This is a genomic window from Rhodovulum sp. HP10, assembly GCF_047553435.1.
Lineage (GTDB): Bacteria > Pseudomonadota > Alphaproteobacteria > Rhodobacterales > Rhodobacteraceae > Rhodovulum.
In genome coordinates, this window is sequence record NZ_CP180201.1 from 111,255 (window position 1) to 136,221 (window position 24,967).

A 24,967-nucleotide genomic window follows, 5' to 3' on the forward strand; every position below is an offset into this window, starting at 1 on the left:
GAGGCCGGCTGGGCGAATATGACATAGGCCGCCTGATGGGAAACCGGAAAGCGGATCTCGGTGATGATTTCACTCTCTTCCAAGGCGGTATCGAACATGCCCCTAGATAGCCGTCGAGCATGATCTCGCGGATGTTGGTCCGGGTCGCTGGCCTGAGGCAAGCACCACCTCCGTATCGCCGACATGGGCGACCAGATCGGCCAGTGCCGGGGAGGACGCTGCCGCCTCGTCGCAAATGGCGTTGCTGCGCCGATGCAAGGCGCGCCGTCATCGACAAGGCGGATATCCTTGAGTTCGTCGATGCCTGACAGACTGACCAGCCGGACACCGCTTGGCAAGCGCTGCTCGAGCGCCGGGATCAGAGTCTGCCCGCCCCGCCTGCTATTCGACCAAGGCAGGAGCCCATCGGCGCAGTGCTTCGAACTTGGTGCCGATGAGCGCGCCAGCCACGCCGTACCAGGCTTAGGCCCGCCCCGGTTCCCGCTCGGCCTTCACCTCCAACCGGCCCAAAGGCAGATACCCTATGAGCGCCGCTCCGATCCGCCCGACCGTCCCCCCGATTTGCCAATGCGATGGTGATCGACAATCACCCCGGTTTTTTGCGATGCGCTGTCAATGACACTGAAATCGGCGGTCGGCATCGGCAAGCTCTAAACCAGCGGCCATCTCGAAGACGCGCCCCGTCGGCTCGGCACCGCGCGGCGCCCCGATATCTTGCTGCTCGATTTCAACCTGCCGGATGTCAGCAGGCTCGACGGGCTGATCCGGCTCAAGACCACGCTCGGGGCGACACCGGTCGTCGTCTCCTCCATGGCCGGTCCGCGCCTCATCGGCACCGCGCTCCGGGCGGGGGCCGTCGGTCGCGTGCCCAAGCGCAGTATGCGCGACGTCTTCCGTTACGCAATTGTCTCCATCGCCGAGGGCATCGAGATTGCCGATGATCCGGAGCAGACCGCTGCCAAAGGTCGGGAACATGCGATCCGCTCTTGACGTCGCAGCATGGACGCATCCTGCAGGCAAGCGGCGGGGATAAGTTCGACCAACAGATTACATTCGACCTCTCGATTGTCGAAACCAATGTTAAGGCCCATGTAACCGCGATCATGCCCAAGCTCGGGGTCCAGAGCCGCGCCCAGGCGGGGCTGATCGCCCAGGAGGCCAGCTTCTCCGGGGGGATGCGCGATCCAGGCTAGAGGCATCTCCCGCAGGGAAGGCAGCCATTTCCGGCGAAGGCCGTCTTCGGGAGAGGATGGATGGACCGGAAAGCGAATCCCGCGCGGGTGCTCTCGAACCGCAGTTGCTGGCCGCAGCGATGCTGACCGGACTTGACACCGCACTCCTGATCGGCGGCTCGGCAGGCGGCGGCACCCGGTTAGAACGCATGCAGGACGGCACGGGCGGCCCTTCCCCTCGGCCATGGCGCTCAGCTTCCTCCGCAACGACTGCCCGCTACGGGCCTTCAGCCATGATCATCTGCTGCCCGGCCGGGTGCGGATCGCGTGCGGCGCTGCGCTGCTGACCAAACCGCTCTCACCCGCGGCACGCCGCGTCGTCTTCGCCGAGATCGCAGAACAACGGGCCTTAGCGCCCGAAATCACGCTCCGTAAAGCCCCGCGACCCGCGCCCTCAGCGCGACCAACGCCAGAACGGTATCGATGGCAGGCGTCGGCGTGCCGGTGATGCGGCCCAGCTCCTGCACCGACCCCACCAGCGCGTCGATTTCCATCGGCCGCCCCAGATCCAGATCCTGCAGCATCGAGGTCCGGTGCGCCCCGACCGCGGCGCCTCCCTCGATCCGGCGCTCGACATCGATCGGGAACTTCACCCCAAGCTTCTCGGCAATCGCCTGCGCCTCGATCATCATCGCCCGCGCCACGGCACGCGTGCCCGGATCGGTGCAAAGCACATCCAGCGTGGCATGGGTCAGCGCCGAGATCGGATTGAAGGACAGGTTCCCCCAAAGCTTGACCCAGATCTCGTCGCGCAGCTTCGGGCGCACCGGCGCCTTCAGCCCTGCCGAAGCCAGCGCCTTCGACAGCCGGAGCGCGCGTTCCGATTTCGACCCATCGGGCTCGCCCAGCGAAAAGCGGTTGCCCTCGATATGCCGGACGACACCGGGCTCGATCACCTCGGCGGCCGGATAGACGACACAACCCAGAACCCTGTCGGGCCCGAACCCGTTCCATTGCGCATCGCCCGGATCGACCGAGGCGAGCCGCGTGCCCTCGAGCGGGCCGCCGATCCTGTGGAAATACCACCAGGGCACCCCGTTCACGCCGGACACGATGGTCGTCCCCTCGCCGATCAGGGGTTGCATCCTGCGAACCACCGGCGGCACCGAATGCGCCTTCAGCGTCACGACCACATAGTCCTGCCGTCCGAGCTCGGCGGCATCCTCCGCGACACTGACCGGCACCGTCTCGTCGGTACCGCTCTCCTCCTCGATCAGCCGAAGCCCCCGCGCCTTCATCGCCGCAAGATGCGGGCCGCGCGCGACAAGGCTCACCTCGGCCCCCGCCTTTGCCAGCTTCGCGCCCATATAGCCGCCAATGGCACCCGCCCCGAACACACAGATCTTCATCGAAAAACGCCCCTCGTTCTGCCAGCGGGCCCGAAAGGCCCGCCGCGTTCCTCTTCTTCTTGGGAAAAATACCCGCCGCGCAGCGTCCGGGCAAAGCCCGGAAACCGGCTCAGGCCGGCTCCGACAGGCCCAGCTTTTCGGCCAGGCCGATCCGCTGCAGCTTGCCGGTCGCCCCTTTCGGGATCTCGTCGAGGATCACCACCTTGCGCGGCACCTTGAAATCGGCCATGCGCGCGGCCGCGAATTCCCGGATCTCGCGTTCGCTGGCCCCCGCGCCCTCCTTAAGCACCACCGCCGCCGCGACCTCCTCGCCCAGCTTCGGATGCGGCAGCGCGAAGCTCACGCATTGCGCAATCGCCGGATGATCCATCAGCACCCCGTCGACCTCGAGCGGGCTGACCTTCTCGCCGCCCCGGTTGATGATCTCCTTGAGACGCCCCGTCAGATGCAGATAGCCGTCCTCGTCGAAGGCGCCCTGATCGCCGGTGCGGAACCAGCGCCGCCCCTCGGCCTCGAAGAAGCTTTTCGCATTGGCCTCGGGATTGCCCTCATAGCCCGGCGTCACGTTGGGCCCCGAGATCACCACCTCGCCGGTGCCCTCGATCAGCCGGTTCTCGGCCTCATGGGCGATGCGCACCTCGGGGCCGGCGGCCACGCCGACCGATCCGGGCTTCTGGCTCCCGCGCGGCAGCGGGTTGCAGCACATCTGATGCGCGGCCTCGGTCATCCCGTACGCCTCGATCAGCGGCGCGTCGAAGGTCTCGACCAGCGCGGTCATGACCTGCGCGGGCAGCGAGGCCGAGGAAGAGCGCAGGAAACGCAAGGGCACCGCCTCTATCACATCGCGGTTCCGGCCCGCGCGCGACAGGATCGCCTGATGCATGGTCGGCACGGCGCTGTACCAGCTGGGCCGCGCCTCCGACATCCAGCCGAAGAATTTCAGCGCATCGAAGCCCGGCGCGCACCAGATCGAGGCGCCGGCCGACAAAGACGCCGTCACCGCCGCCAGGAGCCCGTGAATATGGAACAGCGGCATCACGTTCAGGCAGCGATCCCCGGGCTTCAGCGCCAGCGAGTCGCGGATATGGACCGCCGAGGCCGCCACATTCGCCTGCGTCAGCGGCACGATCTTCGGCCGCGAGGTGGTGCCCGAGGTATGCAGGATCAGCGCCACATCCCCGGGGCCCGGCGCGGCCGCGTCGCAGGCACCGCCCCCGCCCTCGGCACTCAGCGAGAAGCGCCCGGCAGGTTCGTCCGGATCGACCGACAGTCGCAGCACGCAAAGCCCCAGCCGCTCTGCCGCGGCCGCCGCAGGGCCGTCATAGCCCTCGGGCAAGACGACGGCCCGGGCCTTCAGGTCCTCGAGATAGAAGGCGAATTCCTCCTCGCGATAGGCCGGGTTCAGCGGTGCCGTCACCGCCGCCTGCGCCACGGTGACGAAGGCTGCGGCCATTTCGGGCCCGTTCGGCAGCACGATGGCCACCCGGTCGCCCCGACCGATGCCCGCGCCATGCAGCGCCTCCGCCACCCGCCTCGCCTGATCGCGAAGCCCCGCGAAATCGAGCCAGTCGCGCCCCGGCGCCCCGATGGCCGGCGCGGCATTGTCCTGTCCCTGAAGAAGGTCCGAGATGGTCTGCAAGGTCATGTCCTTTCTGTCTCGTTACATCACTCGGCCGGAGCCGGTCGGGAGCCGCCATTGCGGCCCCGGCGCAGGGCCCGGATCAGCGGCAGCGCGAAAAGCAAGACCGAGATCGCCACGAAGATCGCCGCGATCGGCCGCTCGATGAAGACCGTCAGGTCGCCATGTTCCGCGATCATGGTCTGACGGAAACTCTTTTCCATCAAGGGTCCCAGCACCAGCGCCAGCACCAGCGGCGCCAGCGGGTAATCGGCCTTGCGCAGAAGGTAGCCCGCGACCCCGAAGCCCGCGATCATCCAGACGTCGTGCAGGCGCTGATCGGGCGCGTAGCCGCCGACGATGCACAGGACCAGCACCATGGCGCAGAGCACCGACAAAGGCATCCTCAGCGCCCAGACGAAGACCGGGATCAGCGCGATATTGACCAGCACCGCCGCCAGGTTCGCGGTGTAAAGCGAGCTGATCAGCCCCCAGACGAATTCCTTCTGCTCGACGAACAGCATCGGGCCGGGCGTCAGCCCCCACATCACCATGCCCCCCAGCAGAAGCGCCGTGGTCGGCGAGCCGGGAATGCCCAGCGTCAGCATCGGCAGGAGCGAGCCGGTCGATGCAGCGTTATTGGCGGTCTCGGGCGCGGCCACGCCCTCGGGGTTGCCCAGTCCGAAACTGTCGGGACGTTTCGAGATCGACTTCGCGACGCCATAGCTCATCAGCGCGGCGGGCGTCGCGCCCGCCGCCGGCAGGATGCCGACGAAGAAGCCCAGAACCGAGCCCAGGCTCATGGTCCGCCACATCCCGCGCATCTTCGACAGCCCCGCCCGCAGTTCCCCGAAGGTCAGGCGCGCGGGCGTCACCATGGGCGCATTGCGCGAGGTCTCGATGGTGTAAAGCACCTCGCCCACGCCATAGACCCCGATCGCCAGCACCAGAAACGAGATCCCCGAATAGAAGCCCGGCAGATCGCCGAACACCAGCCGCGGCTCGCCCGAGATGATGTCGAGCCCGACGGTCGAAAGCACGAGCCCGAGGCAGATCATCACGACGGTCTTGAGGATGTCGTCGCCCCCCAGCCCCACGAAGGTGGTGAAGGCCAGCAGCACCAGCGCGAATTCCTCGGCCGGACCGAAGGCCAGCGCCATGTCGGCCAGCGGCACCGCGAAGATGGTGAAGAGCAGGACCGAGATCGTGCCGCCGATGAAGGAGGCGACGGCGGCCACGATCAGCGCCAGCCCCGCCTCGCCCTTCTGCGCCATCGGCCGGCCGTCGAAGGTGGTGGCGACAGCGGTCGAGGCGCCGGGAATGCCCAGCAGGATCGAGCTGATCGCGCCGCCATACATCGCCCCGTAATAGATCGCGGCCAGAAGGATGATGGCCGAGCCCGGCGGCACGATGAAGGTCAGCGGCAGCACGATGGCCACCCCGTTGACCGATCCGAGCCCCGGCATCGCCCCGATGAAGATGCCGACCGTCACCCCGATCAGCACGATCAGGAGGTTCAGCGGCGAGATCGAGCTGGCAAAGCCGTCGGCCAGAAGCGCAAGAACGTCCATCTCCGGGCCTCCTCAGAAGAACATCGCGTAAAGCGGGTAGAACAGCGGCTCGGTCACGCCCTTGGGCAGCAGGATCTTCAGCGTCACCTCAAAGAAGAAGAACAGGAAGACCGGCGTCGTCAGCGTCAGGATGCCGGTCAGCAGCCAGCCATGCCCGCCCATCAGCCGCAGATAGGCCAGCAGGAACAGCATCAGCGCGATATAGGCCCCCAGAAGCGGGATCAGCGCGATGGCGCCCAGCAACAGCCCGACCACGCCCAGGATCTGCGGGATCGCGTCGGCATCGGGGATGAAGGTCTCGCCCGAATGCGGCCGCGTCACGAAGCTCCGCGCCAGGATCGCGCCCGAAGCTGTCAGCATCCCGAGCCCCAGCCAGAACGGAAAGGCGCCCGCCCCCGGTCCGGTCTCGGCCTCCCAGCCGAACGGCAGGCGCTGGGCATACCACATGACGAAGACGGAAAAGCCCATCAGGGCCAGGGCGATGAGACGGTCGGCGGCAAGCATGGGCGTCGCTCCTCCTTCTGCGGTGATGCTGGACCTGCGGGCACGGGATGCGCGCGTACGCCCGTCGGGCCGGGTCTGGCTCAGCTCGACGAGCTCATGTCGCGCAGGATCTCGGCATGCTTGTCGCGTTCCTCGAGGAAATAGGCCTGCAACGCGTCGCCGGTCAGGAAATCGGCCAGCAACGCCTGTTCCTCGGTATATTTGCGCCATTGCTCGGTCTCGCTGAGCTGGCGGAACATCTCGGTGTAATAGGCCACCGCGCCTGCGGGCATGTCCTTCGGCCCGACGAAGGAGCGCTGCATGGTATAGACCAGCGGATGACCAAGCTCGGTGAAGGTCGGCAGATCGGGGAAGCGCGTCAGCCGCTCGGCGGTCAGAACCGCGATGGGGCGCGACTTGCCCGCGCGGTAAAAGCCCATCTGTTCCGACGGGTTGTTGACGGTCGAGGAGACATGCCCGCCGATCAGCGCGGTCGCCACATCGCCGCCACCCTTGTAGGGCACATAGGTGAGCTTGATGCCGAATTCCTTCTCGAGCATCGCGGTCACCAGGCTGTCCTCCTGCCCGGTGCCGGTGCCGCCCATCTTGAAGCTGCCGCCCGCCGTCTTCACCGCGGCGACATAGTCGTCGAGGTTGTGAATGTCGCTGTCGGCCGCGACCCAGAGCACGAAACTGTCCAGCGCCATCCGCGCGATCGGCGTGAATTCGGCGATGTCGACGCCGATATCGGTGCGGAGCGGCGTCGTGTAATAGCTGTTCAGCGTCGCCATGATGGTATGGGCGTTGCCCTCGCGGTCCTTGAGATAGCGCAGCGCCTCGGCGCCCGAGCCGCCCCCCTTGTTGACCGGCAGGACCGGCATCCGCGACAGGCCCTGTTTCTGGATGATCGCCTGGAACAGCCGCGCCAGCTGATCGGCCCCGCCGCCCTGCCCGGCCATGATCACCATCTCGACGGGCTTGATCGGCTTCCACTCATCGGCGAAGGCCGGAGCGGCCGCGCTCAGCGCCGCGGCGCCCATCAGGGCAAGGCTCGCCCGACGTGTGAATGCATCTGTCATCTTGATCCTCCCGAACTGAGCGCGGGGCGGAACCTGCGGGCGTGTTCCCTCCCTTCCCGCAGATCCCGTCCCGTCGCAGGGTCGAGAATAGGCATGGGGCCTGATTTTTCACACGAAACCGCGTCGATCTGTTAAGATCGGATCTTACAAGCCGCAGTTGTGTAATGTTGTAAATCATGCGAAAAGCGTTGATCGGATCGAAACTGCGCCAGTTGCGACGCGATCATGGTCAGACCCAGGCCGAAATGGCGCGCCAGCTGAATATCAGCCCGGCCTATGTCAACCTGCTGGAAAATAACCAGAGATCGTTATCGGTCAAGGTGTTGATGGCGCTGGCCGAGGCCTATGGCGTCGAGATCCGCGAGCTGCTGAGCGACCGCAATGCCGGACGGCTGGCCGATCTGCGCGCGGCCGTCGCCGACCCCGCCTTCGGCCGCGACCGGCCCGACCTGCAGGAGCTGCGCGGCGCAATCGACCATGCCCCCCGGCTTGTCGACCTGTTCCTGCAGCTCTATCGCAGCCATCGCACCGCCGTCGACCGGATCACCCGGGTCGGCGGCAACGGCTCCGGCACCGCGCTGCTGGTGACATCGCCCGAAACCGCGGTGCATGACTTCTTCCGCGAGAACCGCAACTATTTCGACGCGCTGGAAACCGCGGCCGAGAATGTGCGCGCCCAGTTCGCGGGCGATCCGGATGACATCTATGCCCAGCTCAAACGCTATCTGCGGCAGAAGCTCGGGATCGAGGTCCGGCTCGCCCCCGCCGCCGACATGCCCGATGCGCTGAGGGTCTTCGACCGGAAGGTGGGCGAGGTGCGCCTGTCGCAGGCGCTCGACCATGCCAACCGGGCCTTCCAGCTGGCCCATGTCCTGGCGCTGGCCGACATTCCCTATCTGCTCGAGTCGATGATCGAGGAAGGCGGCATCGACAGCGATCCGGCCGCCGCGCGCTGCCGGGTCGAGCTGGCCAACTACTTCGCCGCGGCGCTGTTGATGCCCTATGCCCCCTTCCTCGCCCTGGCCGAAGAGACCGCTTACGATGTCGACCGGCTGGGCGCGGCCTTCGGCACCTCCTTCGAGCAGGTCAGCCACCGCCTGACCGCGCTCCAGCGCGACGGCGCGCGCGGCGTGGGTTTCTTCCTGATCCGCGTCGACAAGGCCGGCAACGTGACCAAGCGGGTCAATGCCAGCCCCTTCGCGCTGGCCGAAAAGGGCGGCTCCTGCCCGGTCTGGAATGTGCATAACGCCTTTGCGACGCCCGGGGTGATCCTGCCGCAGCTGGTCGAGATGCCCGATGGCAGCCAGTTCTTCACCCTCAGCCGCACCGTCAAGCGCCCGGTCTTCAGCCCGCATCTGCAGGATAACCGGCTGGCGGTGGCGCTGGGCTGCGAGCGCGGCGAGGCGCATCGGATCGGCTATGCCCAGGCCATCAATCTGGGCGCCGACGGGCCGGTCGCAAGGATCGGGGTCAGTTGCCAGCTTTGCCCGCGCCAGGCCTGTTCGCAGCGCGCCCATCAGCCGCTGCACATGGATCTGCCGATGGATGCCGACCGGCGCGGCAAGACCCGCTATGAAAGCTGAGCGTCAGCGGCCGCACCCAGGACCGGGCCGCGAACGGCCCGGCCGGGGCCTGCCCGGCCGCCTTGTGCATCGGTGCCGCAAGGTCGCCGCGATCAACCCCAGGTCGAGCGCCAGGGAGGCGATCCGGCTGTAGCGCAGATCGTCATGGACCCGGTCGCAGAAATGCGCACCCTCCCGCGGCCCTTCCAGGGCATCGGCAAGCCCGGTCAGCCCCGGGCGCATCGCCAGATAGCCGCTTCGCGCCAGACCATAGCGTGCCAGAACGGCAGGCGTGGCCGGGCGCGGTCCGACAAGGCTCATCTCGCCCCGAAGCACCGACCAGAGCAATGGCAAGCCGGACAGGCCGGCACGCCGCACCCAGCCGGCGACCTCCCCGTCGCGACGCCCGAGATGAAAGACGAGACAGCGGATGGGTCTGCCTCCACGCCCGATCCGCCGATGACAGGCGAAGCCCTGCCCGGTCCCGGCCCGCAGGAGCAGCCAGATCGCCAGCATCAGCGGCGCCGTCAGCGTCAGAAGCAGCGCCGCGACCAGCAGATCGAACGCCCGCTTGCCCCGATAACCGCCCAGCCGTTCGGTCGGCATCGCCCCCACCTCGGCGCGCGGCACCTGCAACAGAGTGATGTTCATTCCTACCCCTCCCGGAGACACGCTGCGTGCCCGCGGCGAGGATCGACGAAAACAGGTAAGCCAGTGGTTAACGATATAAAAGTGAATAAATAAATTTTTGATATTATTCATATTATTACGCGTACTTTCTCATGTGGTATATGAGGTTTCGAACAGAGACAGTAGGCCCGGGCGTTGCTCCGTCGATCTGCCCTCTGCCCTCTGAGGACGCGCCCGGTCGGGCGCTTGCCCGAAGCTGTTTTGCCAAAGGCAAACCAGCGGCAGTCCTTCCGGGACTGCCGCTGGTCTGGGTTTCAGCGTCTTTCAAGGCCTTTCAGCGGGCCACAGGCCCTGCTCCGCCTCACATGACTCGGTAATTCGGACTTTCGCGGGTGATCGTCACGTCATGGACATGGCTTTCCTTCAGCCCCGCCCCGGTGATCCGGACGAAGCTGCAGTTCCGGCGCATCTCCTCGACGGTGGCGCAGCCGGTATAGCCCATCGCGGCGCGGAGCCCGCCCACCAGCTGATGCACCACGGTTCCGGCCGGCCCCTTGTAGGGCACCTGCCCCTCAATCCCCTCGGGCACCAGCTTGTCGGAGGCCGCGTCCTTCTGGAAATAGCGGTCGGCCGAGCCCCGCGCCATCGCGCCAAGCGAGCCCATGCCGCGGTATTCCTTGAAGGACCGGCCCTGATAGAGCACGACCTCGCCCGGGGATTCGTCGGTGCCCGCGATCATCGAACCGACCATGGCGCAGGAGGCGCCGGCCGCGATCGCCTTGGCGAAATCGCCCGAATACTTGATGCCGCCATCGGCGATCACCGGCACATCTCCTGCCGCGGCGGCGCAATCCATGATCGCGGTCAGCTGGGGCACGCCCACCCCGGCCACCATCCGCGTGGTGCAGATCGAGCCCGGGCCGATGCCCACCTTGACCGCATCCGCGCCGGCATCGATCAGGGCCCGGGTGGCCGCGGCGGTGGCGACGTTGCCGGCCATGATCTGCACGTCATTCGAGGCCTTGCGGAGCCGCTCGACCGCCTTCGCGACGCCCTCGGAATGGCCATGCGCGGTATCGATAACGACCATGTCGACGCCGGCATCGACCAGCGCCAGCGAGCGTTCGAAGCCGGCATCGCCTACCGTGGTCGCGGCGGCAACGCGCAGCCGGCCGAGCTCGTCCTTGACCGCCTGCGGGTTCAGCACCGATTTCTCGGTATCCTTCAGCGTCAGAAGCCCCGTCAGCTTGCCCGCCCCGTCGGTGATCAGAAGCTTCTCGATCCGGCGCGCCTTCATCAGGTTCAGCGCCTCTGCCCGGTCGACGGGCTCGCGCAGCACGGCAAGGTCGCTGCCGGTCATCATCGCGCCGACCTGGGTCGCATCGCTGGAGGCAAAGCGCATGTCGCGGTTGGTCAGGATGCCCACCACGTGGCCGCGTTCGTCGACCACCGGGAAGCCGGTGAAGTTATAGCGTTCGATCAGCGCCTTGGCATCGCCCAGCGTCTGGTCGGGCCGCAGCGTGATCGGGTTGTAAACCACGCCGGATTCGAAGCGCTTGACCCGGCTGACCTCGCGCGCCTGTTCCTCGACCGTCAGGTTGCGGTGGATCACCCCGATGCCGCCGGCCTGGGCCATGGCGATCGCCATGCGGCCCTCGGTGACGGTATCCATGGCCGAAGACAGAAGCGGGATGTTCAGCCTGATCTTGCGACTGACAAGGGTCGAGGTATCGGCCGTGCTGGGCAGAACCGAGCTTGCGGCGGGAACGAGAAGGACGTCATCGAAGGTGAGGGCCTCGCGAATCTCCATGGGAGTTCTCCTGGGGGAGTTTTCGTTTGGCGCTTCCCTATTTCACGCAAGGGAAGAAAAGAAAAGGGCCAATCGGCTGGAAAGCTTGCCGCCCCCGGTCCGCACGGCGCCAATGGCCCCGCTGTGGCGCCGCTGCCCCGGCCTTCGGCCGGCCCTTGCCACCCCGTTCCGGCGACCGCAAGGCGCCTCCGGCGGGGGTATTTCGGCCAGGAAGAAGACCGGGTTCAGCAGCAGGTCTGTTCGAGATCGTAGAGCAGCTCTTCGGCCGCGTCGTCGCCCAGTTCCTCGAAGAAGGCGGCGAGACTGTTCACCTGGCTGCCCACGAAATGCAGGTTGTCATTGCCCATGCGGGCCTTCTCGGCAAGCTTCTGCTCGAAATAGCCGACCCAGCGGGACTGGCTTTCGGCCATATGGGCCGCCAGCATCGCAATCAGGCGGTCGGCCTTGCGGTCGCAATCGATGCCGCAGAAGCTCACGTAGCGGTCGGGGGTCTGGTCGGTCATGGCCATGCGCTCCTCTTCCGGCCCGGGCGCCCCCGGGGACCGGATGCTGATAGGCGATGGCGGCGACCGGTTCTGTCAGCCGGGCGACAGATCGACCATCGCCTCGAGCCGGGCAATGTCGAGAAGCCTCAGATGGCGGCGGTCCGGCCGGGACAGGACACCCTCGCGGATCAGCCGGTTGATCAGGGTCGAGAGCGTCTGGCGCGAGGTCCCGAGCGCCGTCGCGAGGGATTCGGTGCTGTCGATCAGCCGGATCAGCGCGCTCTGTTGCAGCGCGCGTTCGTTCAGCAGGAACCGCGCGAAGCGCGACTCGACCGGCCGGAAGGCGAGATCCTCGATCAGGTTCAGCGCGCCATGCAGGAGCTGGCCCACCTCGCGAAAGGCGGCAAGGCCGAGGGCGGGCTGGCGGCTGACCAGGGCCAGCATCTCGCCGACCGGCCAGGAGATCACGGTGCATGGGCTGACCGCCTCGACCCAGGCCCGGGTATGGGTGACATAGGCCCCGCCGGGGCGCAGGTAACCGATGGTCAGCGCCCGCGCCGTGCCGTTGAGGCAGATCCGGGCCAGCCCCTCGTCCAGCACGAAAAGCCGGTCGGGCACGTCTGCGTCCCCGTCACCAATGCCGGGGCGGCTCAGATCGCCCGGCCGCGCGATGGCCGCGCCCGGCTGGAACCGGCGGCGGAGCCCGCCGGGCAGTTCGCCAAGCCAGGCGGAATGGGGAAACGGGGCGGTATCCTGCATGATCCCAGCCTAGCGCGCGTCGGCCGCCCAAGGCCAGAGCCGCTCAGGCCCGGGCGGCATTGGTTTGCGCCGCGAGCCGGTTTTTTGCCCAAAGCTGCATCACGAAAACGAGGATCGGAGGGATTGCCAGCGTCGCCGCAACCAGCGCGCCGCCGCCCGCGATGCGGAAAAGATCGCCCGGGGCCGAGCCCTCGAGCGCGGTCGCAAGCACGAGCATCAGGCTTGCGAAGGCCGCCATCGGAAAGCTCAGTGCCCCCCAGAGCGGCGAGGCCCCGGCGGCCAGCAGCCAGCGCGCCGAGATCAGCAGAGCCCCCAGCAGCACCGCCGCGACGACAGCCGCGGCCAGCGCGAGCGGCATCAGCCCGAGCGAGGCGGCCACGGTGCCGATCAGGCAGGCCGGGGCCAGGTGGATCGCCAGCAGCGGGCGCAGCGGCGCGGGCAGCCTCTGGCGCAGCATCTGGACAAGGCTCGCCGCCCAGATCGCCAGCGCCGCGCCGGTGGTTGCGTAAAGCAGGAGGGTGGCCAGCCCGGTATGGCCGAGCGGCACGGCGGACAGGCAGGCGAGGATGAAGCCCACGAAATGCAGGTGCCAGACCGGCGTCACGCGGCGTTGCTCGGCCGGGCCGGTGGCCAGAAGCCACAGCAGCAGCCCAGCCAGCCCGGTGTGAAGTGCAAGCCCCGCCCAGAGCAGGAGCGCGGCCAGCGCCGGGACCAGCGGCACCAGGGCCGCCGCCAGCAGATAGACCGACAGCACCGCCGCCGACAGCCCCGCGCGGCCCGGCAGGACCCGGAAATCCTCGACGAGGACCTTCGGGCGTCGCCAGAGCTTCAGCCCATAAGATGCCAGCATAAAAAGAAAAAGCATGGTGATGGCGCCAAGGATCAGATCGCCCGCACCGGGCGATACCCCGAACGGATCGACCGCGCGCCGCCAGGCAAGCCCGAGCCCGAGAGCGCCGAAGACAGGCGGGAAGATCGCGGGCGGGGTCTGGCTGCCGAAACCTGGGCGCGGGGCGAACATCGGAGCGTCTCTCCTTCTTGACCGGTCCCCTCTGCCATGGCGGACCGCTCCGGGCAAGCGCTGCCAGTTTTTGCTTTACCGACGCGCGCGGCCGGTTACTCTCGACCGAAAAGGGAGATCAGGGAGGATCCACCGATGAAAGCTGCGATCGGCGCCATGGCGCTGGGCGCGTTCGGCTGCTGTCTGGCAGGCGAGGCGCTGGCGGAGACCTGGAATGTCTCGCTCTGGGGCAAGCGGCGCGCCTTCACCGAGAATGTCGAGAAGCTTGCGGAACTGGTCAGCGAGAAGACCGGCGGCGCATTCACGCTGTCCCTCTCCTATGGCGGGCTGTCGAAAAGCACCGAGAATCTCGACGGGATCCAGATCGGCGCCTTCGAGATGGCCCAGATCTGCGCGGGCTATCACCGCGACAAGAACCCGACGCTGACGGTGCTGGAGCTGCCCTTCCTGGGTGTCGACAGCCTGGAACAGGAACGCGACCTGTCGATGGCGCTCTACCGCCATCCGGCGGTCGAGGCCGATCTGGCGCGCTGGAACGCGACGCTCCTGATGCCGACGCCGATGCCGCAATATAATTTCGTGGGCGTCGGCGAGCCGCCCCGGGGCCTTGCCGATTTCAACGGCATGACCGTGCGGGCGACCGGCGGGATCGGCGAGGCGATGGAGATCATCGGCGCGGTGCCGACCTCGATGGATGCCACCGAGGTGCGCCAGGCGCTGGATTCCGGCGTGGTCAAGGCGGTGTCCTTCGCGCCGCATGCGCATATGTCCTTCGGCACCATCGATACCGGCAGCTGGTGGACGACGAACCTCAACCCCGGCACGGTGAACTGCCCGGTGGTGGTCAACAGCGACGCGCTGGCGGCACTGTCCGAAGAGCATCGCGCAGCGCTGCTGGGCTCGGTCGACGAGGCGCTGGCGCATTATATCGACTATTACAACAGCGAGACCATGGCGCGCTGGGGCCCTGCGCTTGACGAGCGCGGGATCGAACGGATCACCTTCGCGCCCGAGGCCATGGCCGAGTTCCGCGAGGCAGCAGCGGGTCCCGTGGCCGCGGCCTGGATCGAAGAGATGAGCGCCCGCGGCCTGCCCGCGCAGGAGCTTTACGAGACCGTGACCGGCCAAGTCGGGCAGGTCGGGCAGTAGTCCCCCCGACCTTCCGGAAACAGGTCCGGGCCGGGCGCTTCCTGCCCCGGCCCAGCACCGTCGATCCACCGCCCCGTCCGGAGCGCGACGACAGACCCGACCCTGCGAGGAGAGGACCCATGGCCATCCATGCCCCGGTGCTGGAGGATGACAGCCCGCTCTCGCGGCTCGACCGCGGGCTTTACCGACTCGAGCGGCGGCTTGCGCTGCTGGCGGGGCTGACGGTCTTCGTGCTGATGCTGCTGGCCGTGGTGTCGGTCGGCGGGCGGCATCTCTTCAACCGGCCGCTGCCCGGCTCTGTCGACTGGATCCAGCAGGGCATGCCGCTGATCGCCTTTCTGGGCATCGCCTATACCCAGCGCGATGGCGGCCATATCCGGATGGACATTCTGGTGGCGCGGCTGTCGGACCGGGCCTTGTGGGCGGCCGAGGCGGTGACGACGCTGGCCATGCTGATCGTCATGGCCCTGCTGGTCTGGGGCAGCTTCGCCCATTTCCAGCGCAGCTTCGACTGGGGCGCGCCGATGTTCAGCCGGGACAGCTCGATCGACATCAACCTGCCGCTCTGGCCCGCCAAGCTTCTGGCACCGGTCGCCTTCTCGGTTCTGTGCCTGCGGCTGGCGCTTCAGCTCTGGGGCTATGGCCGGGCCTTCGTTCTGGGGCTGGCGGCCCCCGTGGCGGTGCCGCTGGTGGTGTCCGTGGCCGATCAGGCAGCGGCCGAGGCGACCCATGTCTCGGGCGCGGACGATTAGGAGGAAGCCATGGACCCGATCGGGATCGGCCTCGCGGTCACGGCGCTTCTGTTCGTCTCGGTCCTGCTGGGCATGCGGGTGGGCTTTGCCGCCGCGCTGGCAGGGCTTCTGGGGCTGATCTGGATCTTCTGGTCGAAGAAGGGCTATGACGCGGACGCGTTCGGCTGGGCGCTGACGGTCGCGGTCAAGACCGCTGGCCAGGTGCCGCATTCGAAAGTGGCAAGCCAGGCGCTGAGCCTGATCCCCACCTTCATCCTGATCGGCTATCTGGCCTATTACGCGGGGCTGACCCGCGCGCTTTTCGATGCGGCGAAGAAATGGTTCGGCTGGTTGCCGGGCGGGCTTGCGGTCTCGACCGTCTTTGCCACGGCGGGCTTTGCCGCGGTCTCGGGCGCCTCGGTCGCGACCTCGGCGGTCTTCGCCCGGATCGCCATCCCCGAGATGCTGAAGATCGGCTATGACAAGCGCTTTGCCGCGGGCGTCGTCGCGGCGGGCGGCACGCTGGCCAGCCTGATCCCGCCCTCGGCGATCTTGGTGATCTACGCCATCATCGTCGAGCAGGATGTGGGCAAGCTGCTGCTGGCGGGCTTCGTGCCGGGCATGGTCTCGGCCTGCATCTATGCGCTGCTGATCGTGGCACTGGCGCTGACTTTGCCCCGCTTCGGCCCGGCTGTCCGGGGCTTCACCTGGGGCGAGAGGGTTCGCGCCCTGCCCAGGGCGCTGCCGATCCTCTTCGTGGTCTGGACCATCGTCTTCTTCGTCTACAACCCCTTCGGCGGCGATGCCTGGGGCACCCCGACCGAGGGCGGGGCCATCGGCGCCTTCGTGGTCTTCCTGATGGCCCTGGCGCACGGGATGCGCTGGGCGCAATTCAAGGACGCGCTGCTCGAGACCGCAAAGCTCTCGGCCATGATCTTCACCATCATCTGGGGGGTGCTGATCTATGTCCGCTTCCTTGGCTTTGCCGACCTGCCAGGCGCCTTCTCGGACTGGATCGCCGGACTGAACCACCCGCCGATGCTGACCTTGGTGATGATCCTGCTGGCCTATGCGGTGCTGGGCATGTTCATGGACGCGATCGGCATGCTGCTGCTGACCCTGCCCGTGGTCTATCCGGCGGTGATGGCGCTGAACGGCGGCGAATATGTCTCGGCCGCGGACAGCGCCTTCGGCATGTCGGGGCCGATGTGCGCGATCTGGTTCGGCATCCTCGTTGTCAAGATGGCCGAACTGTGCCTGATCACGCCGCCCATCGGGCTGAACTGCTTCGTGGTGGCCGGCGTGCGCGACGACCTGAGCGTGCAGGACGTCTTTCGCGGTGTCGCGCCCTTCTTCGTGGCCGATGCGATCACCATCGCCGTGCTGATCGCGGTGCCGGGCATCGTGCTCTGGCTGCCGGGCCTTGCCTGATCGGGGCCGCTACGAGACGCCCGCGCCCCCCTCGGCCCGGGCCTCGGCCCCAAGCTCGCGCAGGAAGGCCGCGATATTCTCGCGCGCCGCGCCCTCATTGGCATAGCGCAGCCGCTCGGTCCCGAGGAAGGCCTCGCCCAGCCGCGCGGTATGGCGGGTGACGATGCGCCGTTCCCAGCGGGTCTTGCCGGCGCGGTCCTGCAACCGGTAGCGCACCGTCAGCGCGACCTGCATGTCGAACCCGAAAAGCGGCTGGGTGATCTCCTCGATCTCGGACCTCAGCACGTAACGCCCCGAGGCGGAATAGGCCCCCGACAGCAGAAGCGCGCTGCGCAGCGCGGCCTTGAAATCGGCATCGGCAATCTGCGAGGCCAGCGCCGGATTGGTGTCCTTGCCTCCTGCAGTCCCGATGCCGGAAATCGCGCCGCGATGAGGGTTGCCTGCGGGCAGCGGCGCGATGGCGGCGGGGATCATCGCGGTCTCGTCCGCCCCATGGGCGCAGGCCGCCAGAACCGCGCAAAGCGCGAGCGCTCCGAATTGGCGGGGATCGGCATGGTCATCCTCCCACAGACTCCCACAGCGGCCGCGCCGGGCGGTGTCCCGAGAAGCATGCCAGACCTTCGCGGTCCCGCAGGGCGACGCGATGCCACAACCGCTCCGGCTAGAACGGCCCGCCGGTCGGCGCGCCCTCGGCGCTGGCGCCAAGCGCGCGCAGCAACAGCGCGATATTGTCCTTGGCGGCGTTTTCGCTGGCGATCCGCAACCGGTCGACGCCGCGCACCGCCTGCCCCAGCGGCGAGGTATAAGAGGTCGTCACGGTCTGATCGAAGACCGCCCGGCCGGTCGCGTCCTGGATGGTGTAATGCACCACCATCGCCACCTGCACTTTGGTACCGGTCTGGGGCTGGGTCACGCTCTGGACATCGGCATTCAGCCGGTAGGCTCCGCCGGGCGTCAGGATCCCGGCGCGCGTCAGCGACTGCGCCAGATCGGAGCGAAAGCCCGGTTCCGAGAATTCGGCGTTCCAGATCGGGTTCGCGACCAGCCCGTCCGTGCCGGTGACACGGCCGACCGCGCCCGCCCAGGTACTGCCCTGTGCCACCGGGCCGATCACGCCGGGCGCCATCGAGCCCATCGGCCCGGTCTGGACACAGGCGCCAAGCATCAGCAGCGGAAGCGCGACAAGCAGGGACCGGCGGGCCATCATACGCGGCATCGGAGGAAATCCTTCCTTCATGGGGCGGCCCGCCCGCGGCACCGGTCGGCGCCCGGACGGGCCTGTCGCGCCTGTTCTCGGCCCTGCCCCGCGCGCCGTCAAGCGCCGCCCGCGCGCTCCGGCGGGCTATCGCCAGAGCAGCGACTGCCCCCCGGCAAAGAGATGCACACGGCCCGGATCGGCGGTCATCCTGAGGGTCTTGCCGCGCAGCCCGGCATGGACCCCGGACAGCTTGGCGATCACCGGATCGGCCTCGGGGGCCTTGCGCTCGAAATAAAGCTGGGTGACCTCGCCCAGGGCCTCGAGGATCTCGACCCGGCCCTCGAAGGCGTAGTCGTCACCTTCGGTCGGCTCCATGTCCTCGGGGCGGATGCCGACCCGGACCTTGCGGCCCTCGTCGCCGGACCCGGTCGGCACCTGCGAGGCAATCGTGCCGCCGCCCGCCGCCAGCTGCAGATGGGTCGTCTTGCCGGTCCTTGAAATGACGCCCTCGAACAGGTTCATGGCCGGGCTGCCGATGAACTGCGCCACGAATTCCGAGCGCGGCTTTTCGTAAAGCTCGAGCGGCGGGCCGACCTGGGCCACCCCCTTGTCGGCCAGCACCACGATGCGGCTTGCCAGCGTCATCGCCTCGACCTGGTCATGGGTGACATAGATCATCGTGCTGTCGGGCATCGCCTCCTTCAGCTGGGCGATCTCGATCCGGGTGGCCACGCGCAGCGCCGCGTCGAGATTCGAGAGCGGCTCGTCGAAGAGATAGACCTTGGGGTCGCGCACGATGGCGCGCCCGATGGCCACGCGCTGACGCTGCCCGCCCGACAGCGCCTTTGGCAACCGGTCGAGATAGGGCTCGAGCTGAAGCGTGCGTGCGGCCCGGGTCACGGCGGCCTCGATCTCGTCGCGCGAGCGCCCGGCGATCTTCAGCGCGAAGGCCATGTTGTCGCGCACGCTCATATGCGGGTAGAGCGCGTAGGACTGGAACACCATGGCGATGCCGCGCTGCGCGGGCGGCACGTCGTTCACGCGCAGCCCGTCGATGCTCAGCGTGCCCGCAGTGATCCGTTCGAGCCCCGCGATCATCCGCAGAAGCGTGGACTTGCCACAGCCCGAGGGGCCGACGAAGACCACCAGCTCGCCGGTCTCGATCTCCAGATCGATCCCCTTCAGCACCTCGACCGCGCCATAGCTCTTGCCCACGCCGCTGAGTGTCAGACCCGCCATCACGCCCCCTCCCGTCGCAACATCAGCGAGGGCTGCCAGGGCCCCAGATGCACCAGCCCGTCCGCCCCGGGCCGGGCCGCGTTGATCTCGGCGCCCAGAGGCTGCCAGTTGCCCTCGGGCGGGACCAGCGCGGCCGGCATCTCGCCCAGATTGATCGCGACGAACATCTCGGCCGTCGCGTCATGGCGCCGGAAGGACAGCACATGGCCCTCGGCGCGCACCGTGTCCATCGCGCCCCGCGCCAGCACCGGATTGGCATGGCGAAACGCGATGGCGCGGCGGTAATGGTGGATCGGCGCCTCGGGCGCGTGCTCCTGCGCCGCCACGGCCAGCCCGATATGGGTCTCGGGGATCGGCAGCCAGGTACGCGGCGCGGCCGAAAACCCGGCATGAAGTTCCTCGGCCGCCCAGACCATCGGCGTGCGGCAGCCGTCGCGCCCCTTGAATTCGGGCCAGAAGGCGATGCCGTAAGGGTCCTGCAGCGCCTCGAAGGGCACATCGGCCTCGGGCAGGCCAAGCTCCTCGCCCTGATACAGACAGACCGAGCCGCGCAGGCAGATCATCAAGGTCAGAAAGGCGCGTTGTGCGGCGGGCGAGAGGGTCCAGCGGGTCGGGTGGCGGACGACGTCATGGTTCGAGAGCGCCCAGCAGACCCAGCCCTCGGCCGCGACCCGGTCGAGCCGCTCATAGACCTGCGCGATGCGCGCGGCGGTCAGGGCCGCACTGCCGAGGAAATCGAAGGCATAGCACATCTGCACCTTGTCTCCGCCCGAGGTGTATTGGCCGAGGATTTCCAGATCGCTTTGCGCATCTCCCACCTCGCCCAGTGCCATGGCCCCGTACTCATCGAGTACCGATCTGAATTTCGTCAGGAATTCAATATTTTCCGGCTGGTTTTTGTCATAGATGTGACGCTGGTGATTATAGGGGTTCACCCGGGGCGCGATATTGTCATTCCGCTCTTCGGGCGGCAGCGCAGGGTTGGATCGGAACTCCCTGTCACAGAAGTAGAAATTGATGGTGTCGAGGCGAAATCCATCGACGCCGCGGTCGAGCCAGAACCGCGCGGTCTCGAAGATGGCCTGCTGCACCGCCTCGCAATGCAGATTCAGGTCGGGCTGCGAGGCCAGGAAATTATGCAGGTAATACTGCTCGCGCCCCGCATCCCAGGCCCAGGCGGGCCCGCCGAAGATCGACAGCCAGTTATTGGGCGGCGTGCCATCGGGCCTCGGGTCCGACCAGACATACCACTCGGCCCTGGGGTTGTCGCGGCTCGAGCGGCTTTCGATGAACCAGGGATGGCGGTCCGAGGAATGCGACAGCACCAGATCGATCATCACCCTGAGCCCCAGCCCATGGGCGGCCGCGACCAGCGCGTCGAAATCGGCAAGGCTGCCGAACATCGGATCGACATCGCAATATTCCGAGATGTCGTAGCCGAAATCCTTCATCGGCGAGGGGAAGAAGGGCGAGATCCAGATCGCGTCCACTCCCAGCGAGGCGACATGCGGCAGCCGCCGGATGATGCCCGAAAGGTCGCCCACCCCGTCGCCATTCGAATCCTGGAAGCTGCGCGGGTAGATCTGGTAGATCACCGCGCCGCGCCACCAGTCGGGATCGTCGTTCAGGGCCAAGGCTGTCTCCTCATTTCACCGACCCGGCCAGCAGGCCGCGCACAAGATACCGTTGCAACGCGAAGAACACGGCCAGCGGCACCGCCATCGAGATGAAGGCCGCCGCCGCCAGGATGCCCCAGTCCCCCCCGCGCGAGCCCAGGAGGTCGTCGGCGATCTTGACCGTCATCACCTTGGTCTCCGAGGCGGCGGGCAGGAACACCTTGGCGACCAGAAGGTCGTTCCAGGTCCAGAGGAACTGGAAGATGGCGAAGCTCGCCAGGGCCGGAAAGCTCAGCGGCAGCACGATCCGGGTGAAGACCTGGAAATCGGTGGCGCCGTCGACCTTGGCGCTTTCGATGATGTCGCGCGGCAGCCCGGCCATGTAGTTGCGCAGCAGATAGACGGCCAGCGGCAGGCCGAAACCGGTATGGGCGAACCAGATACCCATGAAGCTCTGGCCGATCCCCACCGTCTCATGCAGCCGCAGAAGCGGCACCAGCGCCAGTTGCAGCGGCACCACCAGAAGCCCTACCACCGCCGCGATCAGCAGGCCCCGCCCCGGGAACTCCATCCAGGCCAGCGCATAGGCCGCGAAGGCCGCGATCAGGATCGGGATGACCGTGGCCGGGATCGTCACCGTCAGCGTGTTGATGAAGGCCCGGTCCATGCCATCGGCGCCCAGAACCATGCGGTAATTGTCGAGCGTGACCTTGGGCGGGGTCTCGGCCTCGAAATAGATCGTGGGGCCGCGCCGACCGAAGGGCGCCTCAGCCTCGGCGGTGAAGCTGCCATCGCGCGCCACCGTCAGCCGGCCGCCGCCGCGCAGGCCGGCGCTCTCGCCCGGGGCGAATTCGGCGGGCGCGCGGCCCGTGACGCCGAAGCCCGTGACCCTGCCCGCCCGGGCGCTGTCCTCGCTGTCGAAGACATTGCCGCTCAGGATGACCCGCCCGTCGCGCTCGACCGCCGCGCCGGGATCGGTGCGGACCCGGTAGGTCTGCTCGACCGGCAGCGGCGCCTCCCACCAGCCCGAGGCCGAGATCTGGTCACGATCGCGGAAGGAGGACACCAGAAGCCCCACCGTCGGCAGCAGCCAGAGCAGGACCAGCGCCGCCACGCTCAGATGCACCGCCCAGACCAGACCCGATTTCCGCCCCGCATGTCCCGGCATCAGCGCATCTCCTTGCGGGCCTGAACGATGTTCCAGACCATCACCGGCAGCACGATCAGCATGATCACGAAGGCCACGGCGGTGGCGCGGCCGTCATCCTTGAACATGTAGCTCATCATGTAGCTGGGCAGGATCTGGGTACCGAAATTGCCCCCCGTCATGGTGTAGACGATGTCGAAGACCTTCAGCACGAGGATGGTGATGGTGGTCCAGACCACGAGGATGGTGCCGGTGATCTGCGGCACCATGATCCGGAAGAAGATCTGCAACGGATTGGCGCCGTCGAGGATCGCGGCCTCGATGGTCTCGTCGGGGATGCCGCGCAGCGCCGCCGACAGGATCACCATGGCAAAGCCGGTCTGGATCCAGATCAGGATCGCCATCAGGAAGAAATTGTTCCAGAACGGGATCTGGATCACGTCGAGCGGATCGTCGAAGCCCAGCGCCGCCCGGATCGCGTTGAGAAGCCCGATATCGGCCTCGTTCGCATAGACGAATTTCCAGATCAGCGAGGCGCCGACGAAAGAGATCGCCATCGGCATGAAGATGATCGACTTGGCGATGTTGCCCCAGCGGATGCGGTCGGTCAGCTGCGCCGCGACAAGCCCGATGAAGGTCGAGGCCGCGGGCACCACCAGCACCCAGAGAAGGTTGTTGAAGACCGCGGTGCGAAAGGCCGGATCGGCCGCCAGATCGGTGTAGTTGCCAGGCCCGATGAAGGTGCCGCCATCCCGGTTGTAAAGCGAGCGCCAGAACGAACCAACGACCGGATAGACCAGATAAAGCCCCAGCGCCGCCATCGCGGGCGCCAGGAACAGCCAGGGCCGGACCGCGTTCGCGCGCGAGATGTTGGCCCCCGGATCGCGCCCCCGGGGCGGAAAGATCACCCGGTCGAGCAGCAGATTGGCGCCGTAGAAATAGCCGACGCAGCCTCCGACCCCGATCAGGATCGTCGCGATCCCCTGCAGCAGAGGCGACATCGGCTCTCCTCCTTTCGTACGGCGTGCCGGCATCTCCGGCATGGTTTGCGGGCCGTCCTTCCGGCCCTTCCCCTCAGGCCCCCGAACAGGCGGGGCACGGCGGCCTCAGCGGATCGCGTTCCAGCGCCGCTCAATCTCCTGCGCCACGGTCTCGGCGTCGCTCCGGCCGGTGGTGTAGGCGATCATGCCTTTCCAGAACGCATCCGCCCCGATCTCGCCCGGCATCAGGTCCGAGCCGTCGAAGCGGAAGGTGGTGGCGCTGGTCAGGATCTCGCCCTGCGCGCGCATGCTGTCGGTGGCATAGGCCTCGGGACTGGCGCCGGTGAAGGGTGTCAGGAAGCCCGATTGCGCCATCCATATCTCATGCGCGATCGGGGTCTTCAGGAAATCGATGAAGACATGCGCGGCCTCGCTGTCGCGGGTGATCGCCCAGAGCGTGCCCGCGCCCAGAACCGGCCGGCCGAGATCGCGCCCGGCATAGGCCGGAAAGTAGAAGAAATCGACATCGAGCCCGATCTCGGAGCCTTCGGGAAAGTAGGTGTCGATGAAACTGGCTTGCCGGTGCATGTAGCAGCCCGGCGGAAAGGTGAAGAGCCCGGCCGGGCTTTCGCGGAAATCGGTGGTGGCGGCCGCCTGCGCGCCGCCCTCGACGAAGGCGTCGTTCCGCGCGAACCAGCCGTAATCCTCGATCGCGCCGACCACCGCGGGGTCGTTGAACGGGATCTCGTGGCTGACCCAGGCGTCATAGGTCTCGGGCCTCTCGCGGCGCAGCATCAGGTCCTCGACCCAGTCGGTGGCGGGCCAGCCTGTGGCCGCGCCCGAGCCCAGCCCGATGCACCAGGGCGTACCGCCATCTGCGGCGATGCGTTCGGTCAGCGCCTTGAGATCCTCGAGCGTTCCAGGCACCTCGTAGCCCGCCTCGGCAAAGGCATCCGGCACGTACCAGACCAGCGATTTCACGTCGATCTTGTAGAAGAAGCCGTAAAGCGCCTCGGCGCCGGTCTCGTTCTCGTAGCTGCCCAGATCGACCCAGCTCTTGCCCGCGGCGTAGTTCCGGCGCACCCAGTCGGCCGTGTCCTCGCCCAGCGGCGTGAGAAAGCCGCGCCGCGCCATGTCGGCGGCAAGGCCCGGCTGGGGAAAGACCGCGATATCGGGCGCCGATCCGGCCTGGGCGGCGATGACGATATCCTGCTCGAAGCTCTCCGAGCCGGAATAGCGCACCTGCGCGCCGGTTGCGGCCTCGAAATAGGCCAGCACGCTTTCGACCAGGTCCTTGTCGGGGCCGGTCCAGACCCCCGAGATGTCGAGCGTTTGGCCGCTCAGATCATGGCTGTCGGCGAAGGTCTCGTAGCTTTGCCACGAGAAGCGATCATCCTCGCCGGGGGTGAATTCGAGACCCTGCGCATGGGCCGAACCCGTCGCAAGGGCCAGCGCGGCGGCCACGCGGCCCGCCATCGCGATCAGTTGCATATCGACCTCCCCTCGGACCTGAGCGCATCGGCCAGGCCCCTGTCGTTTTGTCTTGTCGTTCTGTCGTCTTGCTCCCGTCCGGGGGCAGGCACGCCCCGGGGGGAGTCGCCCCGAAACGGTGGCCGATGGTCGCGAAGCTGTCAACCGAGGCGCGAGAGATGACCGGCCCGGCTTCCGAAAAGACGTCCCGCCTGCCTGTTTCGGCCGCGCCCCTGCCGGCATCTGCCCGCATGCGCCCGGCTCTGCGCGGGCGACGCTCCGGCAGGCTTGACGCCTCCCTTGCCGCAGGCAAGCATGCGGGGGAAACAGATCGCAGCACCCCCGCCCGATGCCCCGGCCCACCGCGACCGGCCGACCGAACGGCCCGGTCCCCAGCCCGCCCCGGA

At 67.5% G+C, this 24,967-nt stretch carries 23 protein-coding genes; 6 read left to right on the top strand and 17 right to left on the bottom strand.

Features of this window, described 5'->3' with window-relative positions:
- Positions 1-714 precede the first annotated feature (714 nt).
- On the top strand, positions 715-990 hold the full coding sequence (locus ACK8CO_RS00535; RefSeq protein WP_414897764.1) for a hypothetical protein: 276 nt from the start codon (positions 715-717) through the stop codon (positions 988-990).
- Entirely contained in the window at positions 987-1,193 is a 207-nt protein-coding gene (locus ACK8CO_RS00540) for a LuxR C-terminal-related transcriptional regulator (protein WP_414897765.1), read from the top strand. Before ACK8CO_RS00535 ends, ACK8CO_RS00540 begins: the two co-directional genes overlap by 4 nt.
- Positions 1,194-1,594: 401 nt before the next feature.
- Here ACK8CO_RS00540 and ACK8CO_RS00545 read toward each other — a convergent pair whose 3' ends face one another.
- The 5 genes from ACK8CO_RS00545 to ACK8CO_RS00565 form a co-directional block, all read right to left on the bottom strand.
- Entirely contained in the window at positions 1,595-2,581 is a 987-nt protein-coding gene (locus tag ACK8CO_RS00545; RefSeq protein ID WP_414897766.1) for a 2-dehydropantoate 2-reductase, read from the bottom strand.
- A gap of 109 nt (positions 2,582-2,690) precedes the next feature.
- On the bottom strand, positions 2,691-4,226 hold the full coding sequence (locus tag ACK8CO_RS00550; RefSeq protein ID WP_080616306.1) for an acyl--CoA ligase: 1,536 nt from the start codon (positions 4,224-4,226) through the stop codon (positions 2,691-2,693).
- Positions 4,227-4,246: 20 nt separating this feature from the next.
- Positions 4,247-5,770, bottom strand: a complete 1,524-nt coding sequence (locus ACK8CO_RS00555; RefSeq protein ID WP_414897767.1) for a tripartite tricarboxylate transporter permease — start codon at positions 5,768-5,770, stop codon at positions 4,247-4,249.
- Positions 5,771-5,782: 12 nt separating this feature from the next.
- Positions 5,783-6,274: a tripartite tricarboxylate transporter TctB family protein gene (locus ACK8CO_RS00560; RefSeq protein ID WP_414897768.1), complete on the bottom strand. Its 492-nt coding sequence runs from the start codon at positions 6,272-6,274 to the stop codon at positions 5,783-5,785.
- Between the two features lie 80 nt (positions 6,275-6,354).
- The gene (locus ACK8CO_RS00565; protein ID WP_414897769.1) at positions 6,355-7,332 is read right to left on the bottom strand and encodes a tripartite tricarboxylate transporter substrate binding protein; all 978 of its coding nucleotides are present in this window, start codon (positions 7,330-7,332) and stop codon (positions 6,355-6,357) included.
- Between the two features lie 176 nt (positions 7,333-7,508).
- On the opposite strand from ACK8CO_RS00565, the gene ACK8CO_RS00570 reads away from it, so the two are divergent.
- Positions 7,509-8,915 (top strand): helix-turn-helix domain-containing protein, encoded by a 1,407-nt coding sequence (locus tag ACK8CO_RS00570; protein ID WP_414897770.1) that lies wholly within the window; start codon positions 7,509-7,511, stop codon positions 8,913-8,915.
- Positions 8,916-8,918: 3 nt separating this feature from the next.
- On the opposite strand, the gene ACK8CO_RS00575 is transcribed toward ACK8CO_RS00570, so the two are convergent.
- From ACK8CO_RS00575 to ACK8CO_RS00595, 5 genes are all read right to left on the bottom strand, one after another.
- A complete protein-coding gene (locus ACK8CO_RS00575; protein ID WP_414897771.1) occupies positions 8,919-9,545 on the bottom strand; it encodes a sugar transferase in 627 nt (208 codons plus the stop codon).
- A 340-nt stretch (positions 9,546-9,885) separates the two neighbouring features.
- The gene (gene guaB, locus ACK8CO_RS00580) at positions 9,886-11,334 is read right to left on the bottom strand and encodes an IMP dehydrogenase (protein WP_414897772.1); all 1,449 of its coding nucleotides are present in this window, start codon (positions 11,332-11,334) and stop codon (positions 9,886-9,888) included.
- Positions 11,335-11,558: 224 nt separating this feature from the next.
- Positions 11,559-11,837 (bottom strand): N(2)-fixation sustaining protein CowN, encoded by a 279-nt coding sequence (cowN, locus tag ACK8CO_RS00585; protein ID WP_414897773.1) that lies wholly within the window; start codon positions 11,835-11,837, stop codon positions 11,559-11,561.
- 75 nt (positions 11,838-11,912) lie between these two features.
- The gene (locus tag ACK8CO_RS00590; RefSeq protein WP_414897774.1) at positions 11,913-12,578 is read right to left on the bottom strand and encodes a Crp/Fnr family transcriptional regulator; all 666 of its coding nucleotides are present in this window, start codon (positions 12,576-12,578) and stop codon (positions 11,913-11,915) included.
- Between the two features lie 43 nt (positions 12,579-12,621).
- Complete coding sequence (locus ACK8CO_RS00595; RefSeq protein ID WP_414897775.1) at positions 12,622-13,599, bottom strand: tellurium resistance protein; 978 nt, start codon at positions 13,597-13,599, stop codon at positions 12,622-12,624.
- 135 nt (positions 13,600-13,734) lie between these two features.
- Between ACK8CO_RS00595 and dctP the strand changes: the two genes are divergently transcribed.
- The 3 genes from dctP (at position 13,735) to ACK8CO_RS00610 (ending at position 16,910) form a co-directional block, all read left to right on the top strand.
- The gene (dctP, locus tag ACK8CO_RS00600) at positions 13,735-14,748 is read left to right on the top strand and encodes a TRAP transporter substrate-binding protein DctP (RefSeq protein WP_414897776.1); all 1,014 of its coding nucleotides are present in this window, start codon (positions 13,735-13,737) and stop codon (positions 14,746-14,748) included.
- A 119-nt stretch (positions 14,749-14,867) separates the two neighbouring features.
- The gene (locus ACK8CO_RS00605) at positions 14,868-15,500 is read left to right on the top strand and encodes a TRAP transporter small permease subunit (RefSeq protein ID WP_414897777.1); all 633 of its coding nucleotides are present in this window, start codon (positions 14,868-14,870) and stop codon (positions 15,498-15,500) included.
- Between the two features lie 9 nt (positions 15,501-15,509).
- Entirely contained in the window at positions 15,510-16,910 is a 1,401-nt protein-coding gene (locus tag ACK8CO_RS00610) for a TRAP transporter large permease (protein WP_414897778.1), read from the top strand.
- A 9-nt stretch (positions 16,911-16,919) separates the two neighbouring features.
- Here ACK8CO_RS00610 and ACK8CO_RS00615 read toward each other — a convergent pair whose 3' ends face one another.
- The 7 genes from ACK8CO_RS00615 to ACK8CO_RS00645 all read right to left on the bottom strand — a co-directional run bounded on the left by ACK8CO_RS00615 (position 16,920) and on the right by ACK8CO_RS00645 (position 24,581).
- Positions 16,920-17,384, bottom strand: coding sequence for a hypothetical protein (locus ACK8CO_RS00615; protein ID WP_414897779.1), 465 nt, complete (start codon positions 17,382-17,384; stop codon positions 16,920-16,922).
- Positions 17,385-17,571: 187 nt separating this feature from the next.
- Entirely contained in the window at positions 17,572-18,126 is a 555-nt protein-coding gene (locus ACK8CO_RS00620) for a hypothetical protein (protein ID WP_414897780.1), read from the bottom strand.
- A 126-nt stretch (positions 18,127-18,252) separates the two neighbouring features.
- Positions 18,253-19,347, bottom strand: a complete 1,095-nt coding sequence (locus ACK8CO_RS00625; RefSeq protein ID WP_414897781.1) for an ABC transporter ATP-binding protein — start codon at positions 19,345-19,347, stop codon at positions 18,253-18,255.
- The gene (locus tag ACK8CO_RS00630; protein WP_414897782.1) at positions 19,347-20,981 is read right to left on the bottom strand and encodes an alpha-amylase family glycosyl hydrolase; all 1,635 of its coding nucleotides are present in this window, start codon (positions 20,979-20,981) and stop codon (positions 19,347-19,349) included. The genes ACK8CO_RS00625 and ACK8CO_RS00630 overlap by 1 nt, the downstream gene beginning before the upstream one ends.
- Positions 20,982-20,991: 10 nt before the next feature.
- On the bottom strand, positions 20,992-22,131 hold the full coding sequence (locus tag ACK8CO_RS00635) for a carbohydrate ABC transporter permease (RefSeq protein WP_414897783.1): 1,140 nt from the start codon (positions 22,129-22,131) through the stop codon (positions 20,992-20,994).
- Entirely contained in the window at positions 22,131-23,111 is a 981-nt protein-coding gene (locus ACK8CO_RS00640) for a carbohydrate ABC transporter permease (RefSeq protein ID WP_080616289.1), read from the bottom strand. Before ACK8CO_RS00640 ends, ACK8CO_RS00635 begins: the two co-directional genes overlap by 1 nt.
- 105 nt (positions 23,112-23,216) lie before the next feature.
- On the bottom strand, positions 23,217-24,581 hold the full coding sequence (locus tag ACK8CO_RS00645; protein WP_414897784.1) for an ABC transporter substrate-binding protein: 1,365 nt from the start codon (positions 24,579-24,581) through the stop codon (positions 23,217-23,219).
- Positions 24,582-24,967 lie beyond the last annotated feature (386 nt).